Origin of the sequence: Bacteroides propionicigenes (genome assembly GCF_018390535.1) — a bacterium.
Classification (GTDB): domain Bacteria; phylum Bacteroidota; class Bacteroidia; order Bacteroidales; family Bacteroidaceae; genus Bacteroides; species Bacteroides propionicigenes.
In genome coordinates this window covers 47005-59369 of sequence record NZ_JAHBBW010000016.1, presented here as the reverse complement: position 1 = coordinate 59369, position 12365 = coordinate 47005, and the positions used below count along the sequence as shown (strand labels likewise).

General features: G+C 46.4%; 12 protein-coding genes. 9 read left to right on the top strand and 3 right to left on the bottom strand.

Annotated features, from left to right (window positions below; genetic code table 11):
* The first annotated feature begins 41 nt into the window (after positions 1-41).
* From tsaB to rseP, 7 genes are all read left to right on the top strand, one after another.
* The gene (gene tsaB, locus KG118_RS15810) at positions 42-734 is read left to right on the top strand and encodes a tRNA (adenosine(37)-N6)-threonylcarbamoyltransferase complex dimerization subunit type 1 TsaB (RefSeq protein ID WP_117710761.1); all 693 of its coding nucleotides are present in this window, start codon (positions 42-44) and stop codon (positions 732-734) included.
* Between the two features lie 12 nt (positions 735-746).
* Positions 747-1367 (top strand): DUF4290 domain-containing protein, encoded by a 621-nt coding sequence (locus KG118_RS15805; protein ID WP_117710762.1) that lies wholly within the window; start codon positions 747-749, stop codon positions 1365-1367.
* A gap of 11 nt (positions 1368-1378) precedes the next feature.
* Positions 1379-2683: a UDP-N-acetylglucosamine 1-carboxyvinyltransferase gene (murA, locus tag KG118_RS15800; protein ID WP_117710763.1), complete on the top strand. Its 1305-nt coding sequence runs from the start codon at positions 1379-1381 to the stop codon at positions 2681-2683.
* A gap of 28 nt (positions 2684-2711) precedes the next feature.
* Positions 2712-3248, top strand: a complete 537-nt coding sequence (gene rimM / locus KG118_RS15795) for a ribosome maturation factor RimM (protein ID WP_117710764.1) — start codon at positions 2712-2714, stop codon at positions 3246-3248.
* Positions 3249-4109 carry a M23 family metallopeptidase gene (locus tag KG118_RS15790; RefSeq protein ID WP_117710765.1) on the top strand — a complete coding sequence of 287 codons (861 nt, stop codon included), beginning with the start codon at positions 3249-3251 and terminating at the stop codon, positions 4107-4109.
* Between the two features lie 69 nt (positions 4110-4178).
* Complete coding sequence (locus KG118_RS15785) at positions 4179-5327, top strand: 1-deoxy-D-xylulose-5-phosphate reductoisomerase (RefSeq protein ID WP_117710766.1); 1149 nt, start codon at positions 4179-4181, stop codon at positions 5325-5327.
* Positions 5328-5410: 83 nt separating this feature from the next.
* The gene (gene rseP, locus KG118_RS15780; protein WP_117710767.1) at positions 5411-6751 is read left to right on the top strand and encodes an RIP metalloprotease RseP; all 1341 of its coding nucleotides are present in this window, start codon (positions 5411-5413) and stop codon (positions 6749-6751) included.
* Positions 6752-6859: 108 nt separating this feature from the next.
* Here rseP and KG118_RS15775 read toward each other — a convergent pair whose 3' ends face one another.
* The gene (locus KG118_RS15775; protein ID WP_117710960.1) at positions 6860-7759 is read right to left on the bottom strand and encodes a diaminopimelate dehydrogenase; all 900 of its coding nucleotides are present in this window, start codon (positions 7757-7759) and stop codon (positions 6860-6862) included.
* 168 nt (positions 7760-7927) lie between these two features.
* Here KG118_RS15775 and ruvA point away from each other — a divergent pair, with 168 nt between their 5' ends.
* Both ruvA and KG118_RS15765 read left to right on the top strand, forming a co-directional pair.
* Positions 7928-8530 (top strand): Holliday junction branch migration protein RuvA, encoded by a 603-nt coding sequence (gene ruvA / locus KG118_RS15770; protein ID WP_117710768.1) that lies wholly within the window; start codon positions 7928-7930, stop codon positions 8528-8530.
* Positions 8531-8567: 37 nt separating this feature from the next.
* Positions 8568-9563: a DUF3843 family protein gene (locus tag KG118_RS15765; RefSeq protein ID WP_117710769.1), complete on the top strand. Its 996-nt coding sequence runs from the start codon at positions 8568-8570 to the stop codon at positions 9561-9563.
* Positions 9564-9685: 122 nt separating this feature from the next.
* Here the strand turns inward: KG118_RS15765 and KG118_RS15760 are convergent, their stop codons facing one another.
* Both KG118_RS15760 and gdhA read right to left on the bottom strand, forming a co-directional pair.
* Positions 9686-10849, bottom strand: a complete 1164-nt coding sequence (locus tag KG118_RS15760; protein ID WP_117710770.1) for a M24 family metallopeptidase — start codon at positions 10847-10849, stop codon at positions 9686-9688.
* 119 nt (positions 10850-10968) lie between these two features.
* Positions 10969-12306 carry an NADP-specific glutamate dehydrogenase gene (gene gdhA / locus KG118_RS15755; protein WP_117710771.1) on the bottom strand — a complete coding sequence of 446 codons (1338 nt, stop codon included), beginning with the start codon at positions 12304-12306 and terminating at the stop codon, positions 10969-10971.
* Between the last annotated feature and the right edge of the window lie 59 nt (positions 12307-12365).

Below are 12365 nucleotides of genomic sequence, written 5' to 3'. Positions count from 1 at the left end.
AATCACGTAAATTTGCCACAATAAAATTCAGAATAGAAGCTATGTCATGTATCTTGCATATTGAAACGTCCACTTCGGCCTGCTCCGTAGCTGTGAGCGAAGACGGGCAGAACGTTTTCAAAAAAGAAGACCTGAACGGTCCTTCACACGCAGTATCACTGGGAGTATTCGTGGACGAGGCCCTGTCGTTTGCCGACAGCCATGCCATGCCGCTGGACGCCGTTGCCGTAAGTTGCGGTCCCGGCTCTTACACAGGATTGCGTATCGGCGTATCTATGGCAAAAGGAGTCTGCTATGGTCGCAACCTGCCGCTTATCGGACTGCCCACCCTCAAAGTGCAGTGTGTACCGGTGTTGCTTTACCACGAAGAGTTGCCGGAAGATGCGTTGTTGTGTCCGATGATTGACGCACGGCGCATGGAAGTATATGCAGCCGTTTATGACCGTGCCTTGAAACCCGTACGCGAAATTGCCGCCGATATAGTGGACGAAAACTCATATCGGGAGTATCTGGACAAGCACCCCGTATACTTCTTTGGTGACGGCGCAGCCAAGTGCAAAGAAAAGATTGCACATCCCAATGCGCACTTCATCGACGGCATCCGCCCGCTGGCAAGCATGATGTTTCCGCTGGCGGAAAAAGCCATAGCCGAAGAGGATTTTAAGGACGTTGCCTATTTCGAACCGTTCTACCTGAAGGAGTTCGTGGCAAGCCAACCGAAAAAACTTTTATAACTATTAAAGATTATGCAATATAATACTCAACAAAAGCGGATGCCTTTGCCGGAATACGGCCGCAGCATCCAGAATATGGTAGACCATGCATTGACCATCGAGGACCGCGCTGAGCGTCAGCGTTGTGCAAACACCATTATCAACATCATGGGAAATATGTTTCCTCACTTGCGAGACGTACCCGATTTCAAACATAAACTTTGGGATCATCTTGCCATCATGGCCGATTTCAAACTGGACATTAACTATCCATACGAAATCATCCGCAAGGATAATCTGAGGACCAAACCTGAAGTTGTTCCCTATCCCAGCACTAAAATCCGCTACCGTCATTACGGCCGCACGTTGGAAGTGCTGATTAAGAAAGCCATCGACTTCCCCGAAGGAGAAGAGAAGCAAAACCTCGTTGCGCTGATATGCAACCATATGAAGAAAGATTATATGGCTTGGAACAAGGATACCATCGACGATCGCAAGATAGCGGACGACCTTGCAGAACTGTCCGACGGCAAACTGCAAATGACCGACAGCCTTCTGCGCCTGATGTCCGAACGGATTGAACAGAATTATCGCCCGAAGATAAACAACCAGAACAACAGGAACAACAACAGAAACAATAAAAGGAAATACTAACCACTAATTCCATGGCTTCATTTATAATAGAAGGCGGACACAGCCTTTCCGGTGATATTTATCCTCAGGGAGCAAAGAACGAAGTGTTGCAGATTATCTGCGCCACGCTGCTTACAGCCGAAGAGGTAACGGTGCACAACATACCGGACATATTAGACGTGAACAACCTGATTCAGTTGATGCGGGACATGGGAGTCTGCGTATCGAAAAAAGGTATTGATACATACAGCTTTCAGGCTGTCAATATAGACTTCGCCTACTTGGAGAGCGATGAATTCCTGAAAAAATGCTCCAGTCTGCGCGGTTCTGTCATGTTGGTAGGACCAATGGTAGCACGTTTCGGTAAGGCTATGATTTCCAAACCGGGCGGGGACAAGATAGGTCGCCGCCGTCTGGATACGCATTTCATCGGTATACAAAATTTAGGAGCCGATTTTATTTACAACGAAAAACGGGAGGTTTACGAAATATCCTCCCGGCAACTGCAAGGCAGCTATATGCTGCTGGATGAAGCGTCTGTCACAGGAACAGCCAACATCGTAATGGCAGCTGTATTGGCTAAAGGCAAAACGACCATTTACAATGCCGCCTGCGAGCCTTACGTACAGCAACTCTGCCGGATGCTGAACCGTATGGGCGCAAAAATAGAAGGTATCGCTTCCAACCTGCTCACCATCGAGGGAGTGGACGAACTGCATGGAACAGAGCATACGATTCTTCCGGACATGATTGAAGTAGGAAGTTTCATCGGTATGGCAGCCATGACAAAGAGCGAACTTACCATCAAGAACGTCTCGCACGAGAACTTAGGCATCATCCCCGACAGTTTCCGACGCTTAGGCATCAAAATGGAACAACGCGGTGATGATATTTATGTACCTGCACAGGACACTTATCAGATAGAATCCTTTATCGACGGCTCCATCATGACAATTGCCGACGCTCCCTGGCCCGGACTTACACCGGACTTGTTGAGCGTATTGCTGGTAGTTGCCACACAAGCCAAAGGCAGTGTTCTGATTCATCAGAAGATGTTTGAAAGCCGCCTGTTCTTCGTGGACAAACTGATAGATATGGGGGCGCAGATCATTCTGTGCGACCCGCACCGTGCCGTAGTTATCGGGCATAATCACGGTTTCAAGCTGCGTGGCGGCAATATGACGTCACCGGATATCCGTGCCGGTATCGCTTTGCTGATAGCTGCCATGAGTGCCGACGGCATCAGCCGTATTCATAACATCGAGCAGATAGACCGAGGGTATCAGAATATCGAAGGGCGACTGAATGCACTTGGAGCGAGAATAACGAGAATATGATAAGAGAGTGATAAGAGAATAAAACGGTATGATACGCAAAGAAGAAGTATATAAGATAGGTATATTCAACAAGCCTCACGGCATTCATGGAGAGTTGTCATTCACCTTTACGGATGACATATTCGACCGTGTAGAGGCTGAATATCTCATTTGCCTGTTGGACGGGATATTCGTACCGTTCTTTATGGAAGAATATCGTTTTCGCTCGGACACTACGGCTCTCGTCAAACTCGAAGGGGTAGATACGGCGGAACGCGCACGGATGTTTACCAACATTGAAGTCTACTTCCCGGTAAAGTACGCCGAAGAAGCCGGGCCGGGAGAACTCAGTTGGGATTTCTTTATAGGATTCCGTATGGAGGAAATTCATCACGGCAAGTTGGGTGAAGTTACGGATGTAGACACATCGACCATCAATACTTTATTCGTGGTAGATTATAAAGGAGAAGAATTACTGGTTCCGGCACAGGAAGATTTTATTATAGACATCGACCAAAAGCATAAGGTTATTACGGTAGATCTGCCGGAAGGACTGCTTGCTTTGGATGATACGGAAGAGGTGTGAATGAAGAAGAAGAAAAGAAGAAAAGCATTCTGGAGTAATATCAAGTTTAAGTATAGACTGACAGTTACGAACGAGAATACCCTTGAGGATATTGTCACGTTGCGTGTGTCCAAGCTGAACGGAATCTCCGTATTGCTTTCCGTACTGACAGTGCTGTTTCTGATTGCTTCCCTGATTGTAGCTTTTACCCCGCTGCGCAATTATCTGCCCGGATATATGAACAGTGAAATTCGCGCACAGGTTGTAGAAAATGCCCTGCGTGTAGACTCGCTCCAACAACTGGTGGACAGGCAAAACCTGTACATAATGAACATTCAGGATATTTTTCAAGGTAAGATAAAAGCCGACACCATCCATTCCATAGACTCACTGACCACCGTACGCGAAGATTCACTCATGGAACGTACGCAACGCGAAGCCGAATTCCGCAAACAATACGAGGAAACCGAAAAATACAACCTGACAAGCATCACCTCACGCCCCGAAGTAGACGGATTGATATTCTACCGTCCCACCCGCGGCATGATTTCTTCTCCTTTTAATGCAGAGAAGAAGCACTTCGGTACAGACATAGCCGCCAATCCGGGAGAGAGTGTATTGGCAACTCTGGACGGGACAGTCATTCTAAGTACTTACACTGCCGAAACCGGCTATTTGATAGAAGTACAGCACAACCAAGATTTTGTGTCCGTCTACAAGCATTGCGGCTCTCTGTTGAAACGAGAGGGAGACATCGTAAAAGGCGGAGAAGCCATTGCGTTAGTAGGAAACACCGGACAACTGACTACTGGCCCGCATTTGCACTTTGAATTGTGGCACAAGGGAAGGGCGGTGAATCCGGAACTTTATATCGTATTTTGAGGATGAAATATGAGGTGTAAAGCATGAAATATAAGATATAAAAATCTGAAATCATAAACTATAAAGCTGATGAAGAAACAAATTGCCATACTTGGCTCTACCGGTTCTATCGGTACACAGGCATTGCAGGTCATAGAGGAGCATCCTGACCAATACGAGGCCTATGTGCTGACAGCCAACAACCGGGTAGATGATCTGATTGCCCAGGCCCGCAAGTTCAAGCCTGAAGCAGTGGTAATAGCAAACGAAACAAAATACCAACAACTGAAAGACGCACTTGCCGACCTGCCTATTAAAGTGTATGCCGGAGAAGAAGCATTATGCCAGATTGTAGCGGAAACGCCTATTGACCTTGTACTGACCGCTATGGTGGGCTATGCCGGGCTGAAGCCGACTATGAACGCCATTCGTGCACGCAAAGTAATAGCCCTTGCCAACAAGGAAACATTGGTCGTAGCCGGTGAACTCATTAATGACTTGGCACGTTTCAGCGGCACTCCCATCCTTCCGGTAGACTCCGAACACTCCGCTGTATTCCAGTGTTTGGCCGGAGAGGTAGGCAACCCTATTGAGAAAGTAATACTGACAGCTTCCGGCGGTCCGTTCCGTACCTGTACAATAGAACAACTCGCCACCGTAACCAAAGCACAGGCTTTGAAACACCCCAATTGGGATATGGGAGCCAAAATCACCATAGACTCCGCTTCCATGATGAACAAGGGTTTTGAGGTGATTGAAGCAAAATGGCTGTTCGGCGTGCGTCCCGACCAAATAGAAGTGGTGGTACACCCGCAGTCCGTTATTCATTCGATGGTACAATTCGAAGACGGGGCGGTGAAAGCACAGTTGGGAATGCCGGATATGCGACTGCCCATTCAATACGCATTCTCCTATCCGGAACGCCTGAAAGCATCCTTCCCGCGGCTGGACTTCAAACTGTGTACAGACCTGACATTCGAACAGCCGGATACGAAACGTTTCCGCAATCTGGCGCTGGCATACGAGGCCTTACACCGCGCAGGCAATATGCCATGTATCGTCAATGCAGCCAATGAGGTGGTGGTAGCCGCTTTCTTACGGGATGAAATCTCCTTCCTCGGCATGAGCGATGTCATTGAAAAGACAATGGCACGCGTGTCTTTCATACAGAAGCCTACTTACGAGGACTATGTAGCAACTGATGCGGAAGCCAGACGGATAGCGGAAGAGCTGATATAATCAGATATTGACAGTTAAAAATCAAACAGTAAACAGTAAACAGTAAACAGTAAATTGTAAATCATAAAATAGTAAATAATTAGATGGAAACATTTTTAATCCGTGCCCTACAACTTATAATGAGCCTTTCATTGCTCATCATAGTCCACGAAGGAGGGCACTTTCTCTTTGCTCGCTTATTCAAGACACGAGTGGAAAAGTTTTGTTTATTCTTTGACTTCGGATTCACGCTATTCAAATTTAAGCCTAAAAACAGTGAAACAGAATATGGTATCGGTTGGTTACCCTTAGGCGGATATGTTAAGATTGCGGGTATGATAGACGAATCTATGGATACCGAACAAATGAAACAACCTGTGCAACCGTGGGAGTTCCGCGCCAAACCGGCATGGCAACGCTTATTAATCATGGTAGGCGGCGTATTGTTCAACTTCTTGCTGGCATTGTTCATCTATTCCATGATACTTTTTGCTTGGGGAGATGAATATGTACCTTTGCAGAAAGCGCCGTTGGGTATGGACTTCAACGAAACAGCCAAAGCAATCGGTTTTCGCGACGGTGACATATTGATATCTGCCGACGGCGTACCCCTTGAACGCTATGGAGGCGATATGTTGACAAACATTGTCGATGCGCGCCAAGTTACCGTATTGCGTAACGGACAGGAGGCTTCCGTATATATCCCCGAAGACATGATGGAACGTCTGCTTGCCGACAGTGTCCGCTTTGCATCATTCCGTTACCCGTTTGTTGTTGACAGCATTATACCCGGCCGTCCCGCCGCACTTGCCGGACTGCAACCGGGCGACAGCATCACCCAACTGAACGGACACGACATTGCCTATTTCGACTTCCAAGAAGAAATGCAAAACCGTCAGAAGACAGCTAACGACAGTACCAGCCGCCTTCTCACCCTGACCTATGTAAGAGCCGGGGTGGCAGACACCGTAACACTGGCTACAGATTCTTTACACCAAATCGGTGTTGCCGCATTGTTACAGACCGACAAGTTGTTGCCTTTTGTCAAGAAAGAATATAGTTTCTTCGCATCGATTCCCGCCGGAGTAACTTTGGGGGTAAATACGCTGAAAGGATACGTCAGCCAGATGAAATATCTCTTCTCCAAAGAGGGCGCCAAACAGCTCGGCGGTTTCGGAACAATCGGCAGCATATTCCCTGCAACATGGGACTGGCATCAGTTCTGGTACATGACGGCATTCCTCTCCATCATCCTCGCTTTCATGAACATCCTGCCTATTCCGGCATTGGACGGCGGACACGTCTTGTTCCTTATTTACGAGATTGTGGCACGCCGCAAGCCCAGCGACAAGTTTATGGAACGTGCGCAAATGGCAGGTATGTTCTTACTGTTCGGCTTGCTTATTTGGGCAAACTTTAACGATATACTCCGATTCCTCTTCTGACGACAGGATATAAAAAAACACATCATCTGCTTCAATGAAACAGATGATGTGTACAAGATTAACAGATGATGCATTTCACGTAAACACATCATCTGTTTTTTTATGCTCTTATACCAAATGTGCAATCCACTCTTCGCGGTCGCCCGGCAGCAAATCAATTACCGGAATCTCAACCATTGTATAGCAACCCGGTTGTTGACGCATTGCAGCACGAGCCACACACACCAGCACTTGCGCAGTAAGCGCAGGATTATTGATACGCATATTGAATTCGAACAACTGGTTCTGAGTTTTTCCTGAAACACCCTTACGCGTCAGGTTTACACCGTGACCCATATCTAACAGCGCATCTACACTGGGAACGAGCTTCACGTGCGTTTCATCATTCACGAAGTACGGATCTGCCTTGATAGCTGCTGCTACTTTCTCAAATTCATAACCATCCTTCAGTTCGATGTAAACCATACGGCGATGTATGCCCGTTCCGGTAGGAATGGTCATTGAAAGAGCCGCTTTTACACCTTCAACGGCTTTCACCGCTACCGTATGTCCCATACTCATACCCGGACCGAAGTTGGTATAAGTAATACCTTTCGGAGCAATGGCTTCCAGCAAGGTGCGTACAACAGAATCGCTTCCCGGATCCCAACCGGCAGAAATAATAGACACTGTGTTATGGGCTTTTGCCTCAGCATCCAAAGTACGACGCAATGCCGGAATACCGGTATGGATGTCGAAACTATCTACCGTATGAATACCCAATGCCAATATTTCTTTAGCATATTTCTCGACACTGCGAGTAGGAGTACAAAGAATTGCAACATCTACATCCTTCAACTCTTTAATATCTTTCACTACGGAATATTCACTCAATTCCGCAGGACGGTTCTCTGCTCCTGCACGACGTACCACTCCGGCAATTTCAAAATCAGGAGCCGCTTGTAATGCTTCAAGTACAAAATGTCCGATATTGCCATAACCCACGATGGCAGCTCTTACTTTTTTCATCTTTTTATCGGTTTTAGTTATCATCTTTCTATTTTCTGAGCGCAAAAGTAATCATTTTCATTTATATCTTAGTACAGAAGTCCCCAAGTTTCACAGAGTTTTTCTTTTTTTAGAGAGTAAAAGTCGATAATAATTCCTACATTCGCAGAAAAGAAAGAGTAATGTGATATGATAGAATACATTAAAGGTGAACTTGCCGAACTAAGCCCGGCAAGCGCCATTATAGATTGCAACGGCTTGGGATATGCCATAAATATCTCCTTAAACACATACGCCGCCATACAAGGGAAAAAGAACTGCAAACTGTACATCTACGAGGCCATCCGCGAAGATGCGTATGTCTTATATGGATTTGTCGACAAGCAAGAGCGCGAATTGTTCCTGTTACTGATTTCCGTATCGGGCATCGGAGGCAATACGGCACGTATGATTCTTTCAGCCCTATCTCCCTCTGAATTGATAAATGTCATCAGTACGGAAAATGCCAATTTACTGAAAACAGTAAAAGGTATAGGTCTGAAAACGGCCCAGCGTGTGATAGTTGATTTAAAAGATAAGATAAAAACCACGGGAATGGCTGCCGGAGGGGACGCCATGACGGGTCCGGCTTTTACCCCCGCCAACGCCCAAGTACAGGAAGAGGCCATAGCCGCCCTTACCATGCTGGGATTTGCACAAGCTCCCTCGCAAAAAGTAGTAATGGCCATTTTAAAGGAAGATGCCGACGCACCGGTAGAACAAGTTATCAAGTTGGCGCTAAAAAGGCTATAACCTCATAAGCATCAATCACCTACAAAACAGACAAGTGATGAAAACAGCCCCTATTTTCATGAAACAATGGTTAGCAGCCAATAAACGCACACGCATTCTATCCGGCGACCAATGGTATCTTGATTTTGCTGCAAAAATATTGCCGATAATAAAGCTGTCTCCTCTATTCGAGGGGGATGACAATGCGCAGAAAAATGCTGCAATCTCACTCTGTGTGTATTTTCAAGATGTAATTGCCCGGACAGGAGGTTGGAAAATATTCTCCGATACATACCATTCATTATATAATACGTATCTTCCCTTCTATCAGTTATCCGACAGCTACATCCCCGATGAAATCAATCCGGAAGATATAGCTTTCGTACTGTGGACATTAAAATCTCATCCCGCACTCAATGAACCGGACGAATATGCCCTGCACAATCCGCATGACAAAGGTTTATCGACCTTAGCCCAAGAAATATACAAACTAATGGATGAGAATTTTGAAGAAGCTCCTATCAACGAAACGCCTTCTTCTTCATGGGTAACGGGGACCAATCTATTAGACACCCCATCAACTCCTCTTCCTGAAATTACTCCGGAAACAAGACTGAGCAAGAATGTTGAGTACAGTCTGGAATACAGTAGTGGCAAACCCCTGTTATACTTTACTACCTATAAAGAGCTTTGCAAATTCTTTGTTGAGGTCTTGAAATGGGAAGACACCCCTTCTTCTTTGCTGCCCGACTTACAGCATAACAAAGAGTTCGTAATCTACGCCAATGCCAAAGGTATGCTGATAGCCCCTGATGTAGCTGCCTATTTTCGTGAAGCACACAATCCTATGTACAACGCCGAACGCGCCGCAGCCAAAGGTTACGAACTTTTCTGCCGTCCGGGAACTTGCCCATTCGATTTAATAAAATACGGAATGGGCCAAGGAATATTACCGGAGGTACAACTTCCTTTTCCCGACGGCAAAGAAATCTTACACAAGAATTGGGACTTTATCGCCCGCTATTATTTATGTGAATATTATGAAGGAGACTAAAAAAGCACAATCACATCCCAACCGGAACAATAAAGCCAAACCGACAGGAAAGAGAATCGGAAAATCGAAACCGTCCAAGGCTAATAACCAATTGAATAGAAGGGTGAAGTGACTAATATCTATCACAGTTCCACAATCTCCTCTTTGCACAACGTCAGTTTTTCCAAACCATCCGTTGTTACGACCCAAGAGTTTTCAATTCCGACAGGACCGATGCCCGGCAAGACAATCTTGGGTTCCAAAGCAAATACCATACCCGGCTCCAACTCCTGCTTCATGCGGGGAGCCAATACCGGCATTTCGTTTATCTCCAGCCCGATACCATGACCTATGAACTTTGCCTTTTGCTCCACTCCCATAAAATAGTCCGCAAAACCGGCTTTAGTTACTATCTCAACAGCCTTGTTGTACATATCTTCACACACGGTACCCGGTTTTGCCATTGCGGCAACAGCCTCTTGCACCTCCAAACACGTCTGATGTGCGGCATATGCTTGTTCCGGCAACTTACCGATGGAAAACACACGGCTCATATCACCCATGTAGCCATAGAAGTTTCCGCCCATATCTACCATAAAGCATTGTCCCTCTTGCAAGAGAGTGCCGCTTACTCCACCGGGCAATGACGGGTCGATACCTTTACCACCCAATGCAAAATCGTACGGGGAAGGTACTGCCGCATTATCACCTGCCAAAAGGCTTCCCATAAAGATTTCCATGCTTTGCCCGAATACCCGGAAAATGCCCAGACAACCTTCCAGACGCATCAACCGTTCTATCTCGATAGAAAGTTGGCAATCAGTCATTCCCGGCTGATAAACCGAAGGAATCTGTTCGTACGCCTTTGTGTGGGCAGTTCCGGAACGACGGAACATTTCAATTTCTATCGGAGTCTTTATGCTTCGTGCCTGACGAATCAATGCAGTACCGCAAGGTACAACCTCCGTTTCAGGAAAGCAGGCAGCCAAGCGGTTATACTCTCTGAAAGGAAGTTCGTCACCCTCCAACATCAGCTTGGTCGGCAAAGGCAGACCGCATTCTTTCAACAACTCAATAATCTGTTCCGGCTTACGGATAGGGTGGATATGTTCGCCCTCAATGTCATTAGGACGTTTTATGAACAAACGTGCAGGGGCATTCAGCGGCAAATATAAATATCCGCTGACAACACGTCCGTACGTATAGATTAAATTTACATTACAAGTGATAAGAGCCGCATCAATGCCTTGCTGTGCCATGAGAGCACGTATCTTATCACGTCTTAATTTCAACTCCGGTTGTAACATCTCTTTGTTATTTATAATTTCGAGATGCAAAGGTAATAAAAAAAATAATGCTGCCCACACCTTCGCAGGCCGGGGCAGCACAAACCACAAATACAAATACAACTAAACAAAGTTTTTCTTTAGATAATTCCCTGGCCCATCATGGCATGGGCTACTTTCATGAAGCCGGCAATATTGGCGCCTTTCACGTAGTTAATGTAGCCGTCAGGTTCAGTTCCATATTTCACACACTGGGCATGGATACCGTGCATAATGGCATGAAGTTTTTCATCCACTTCGGCAGCGCTCCAGCTAAGGTGCATGGCATTCTGTGACATTTCCAGACCACTGGTAGCCACACCGCCTGCATTCACAGCTTTACCCGGTGCATACATAATCTTGTTCTCGATAAAGAGGTCGATAGCTTCGGGAGTACATCCCATATTGGAGATTTCGCCTACACAAGTCACTTTATTATGAATTAAGTGCTGTGCATCTTCACCATTCAGCTCATTCTGCGTTGCGCAAGGCAAAGCAATATCAGCTTTCACTTCCCATGGGCGTTTGCCGGGAACGAAAGTAGAGCCGGGGAATTCGTCAGCATACGGAGCTACAATATCATTGCCCGATGCACGAAGTTCCAACATATAATCTATCTTTTCACCACTGATACCGTTCGGGTCGTAAATATAGCCGTCGGGACCGGAGATAGTGACAACTTTCGCACCCAGCTGAGTAGCTTTGGTAGCTGCACCCCAAGCCACATTTCCGAAACCGGAGATGGCAACTGTCTTACCCTTAATATCAATGCCTTTGGTTTCCAACATCTGATGTACGAAATACAATCCGCCGAATCCTGTTGCTTCAGGACGTATCAGTGAACCGCCGAATTCCAGACCTTTACCTGTGAATGTTCCCGTGAACTCACGCGTCAGCTTCTTATACATACCGAACATATAGCCCACTTCACGACCGCCTACGCCAATATCACCGGCAGGCACATCCATATCCGGGCCAAGATGACGCCATAACTCCAGCATGAAAGCCTGGCAGAAACGCATCACTTCCGCATCACTCTTGCCACGCGGAGAGAAATCCGAACCACCTTTACCGCCACCCATAGGCAGAGTAGTCAAAGCATTCTTGAAAGTTTGTTCAAATCCCAAGAACTTCAAGATAGAGAGGTTCACGGAAGCGTGGAAACGGATACCGCCTTTGTACGGGCCAATGGCGTTGTTGAACTGTACACGATAACCGAGATTGGTTTGCACCTCACCCTTATCATCCACCCACGTAACACGGAAAGTAAAAATACGGTCAGGTTCAACCAACCGTTCTATAATCTTAGCCTTTTCGAACTCTGGATGCTGATTGTAGATATCTTCGATAGAAAGAAGTACTTCCTTTACGGCTTGAAGGTATTCAGACTCGCCGGGATGCTTTGCCTCCAAAGAGGACATGATACGTTCGATATTCATAATATTACGTTTTAAAGGTTCTTACCTCGTTAGTTAACGCTGTTTTGAGCAAAATGTCA

What these genes read in the sequence shown, in the direction of transcription:
- tsaB (WP_117710761.1), top strand. Translation starts at nt 42, where the DNA reads ATGTCATGTATCTTGCATATTGAAACGTCCACTTCGGCCTGCTCCGTA.
- KG118_RS15805 (WP_117710762.1), top strand. Translation starts at nt 747, where the DNA reads ATGCAATATAATACTCAACAAAAGCGGATGCCTTTGCCGGAATACGGC.
- murA (WP_117710763.1), top strand. Translation starts at nt 1,379, where the DNA reads ATGGCTTCATTTATAATAGAAGGCGGACACAGCCTTTCCGGTGATATT.
- rimM (WP_117710764.1), top strand. Translation starts at nt 2,712, where the DNA reads ATGATACGCAAAGAAGAAGTATATAAGATAGGTATATTCAACAAGCCT.
- KG118_RS15790 (WP_117710765.1), top strand. Translation starts at nt 3,249, where the DNA reads ATGAAGAAGAAGAAAAGAAGAAAAGCATTCTGGAGTAATATCAAGTTT.
- KG118_RS15785 (WP_117710766.1), top strand. Translation starts at nt 4,179, where the DNA reads ATGAAGAAACAAATTGCCATACTTGGCTCTACCGGTTCTATCGGTACA.
- rseP (WP_117710767.1), top strand. Translation starts at nt 5,411, where the DNA reads ATGGAAACATTTTTAATCCGTGCCCTACAACTTATAATGAGCCTTTCA.
- KG118_RS15775 (WP_117710960.1), bottom strand. Translation starts at nt 7,759, where the DNA reads ATGAAAAAAGTAAGAGCTGCCATCGTGGGTTATGGCAATATCGGACAT.
- ruvA (WP_117710768.1), top strand. Translation starts at nt 7,928, where the DNA reads ATGATAGAATACATTAAAGGTGAACTTGCCGAACTAAGCCCGGCAAGC.
- KG118_RS15765 (WP_117710769.1), top strand. Translation starts at nt 8,568, where the DNA reads ATGAAAACAGCCCCTATTTTCATGAAACAATGGTTAGCAGCCAATAAA.
- KG118_RS15760 (WP_117710770.1), bottom strand. Translation starts at nt 10,849, where the DNA reads ATGTTACAACCGGAGTTGAAATTAAGACGTGATAAGATACGTGCTCTC.
- gdhA (WP_117710771.1), bottom strand. Translation starts at nt 12,306, where the DNA reads ATGAATATCGAACGTATCATGTCCTCTTTGGAGGCAAAGCATCCCGGC.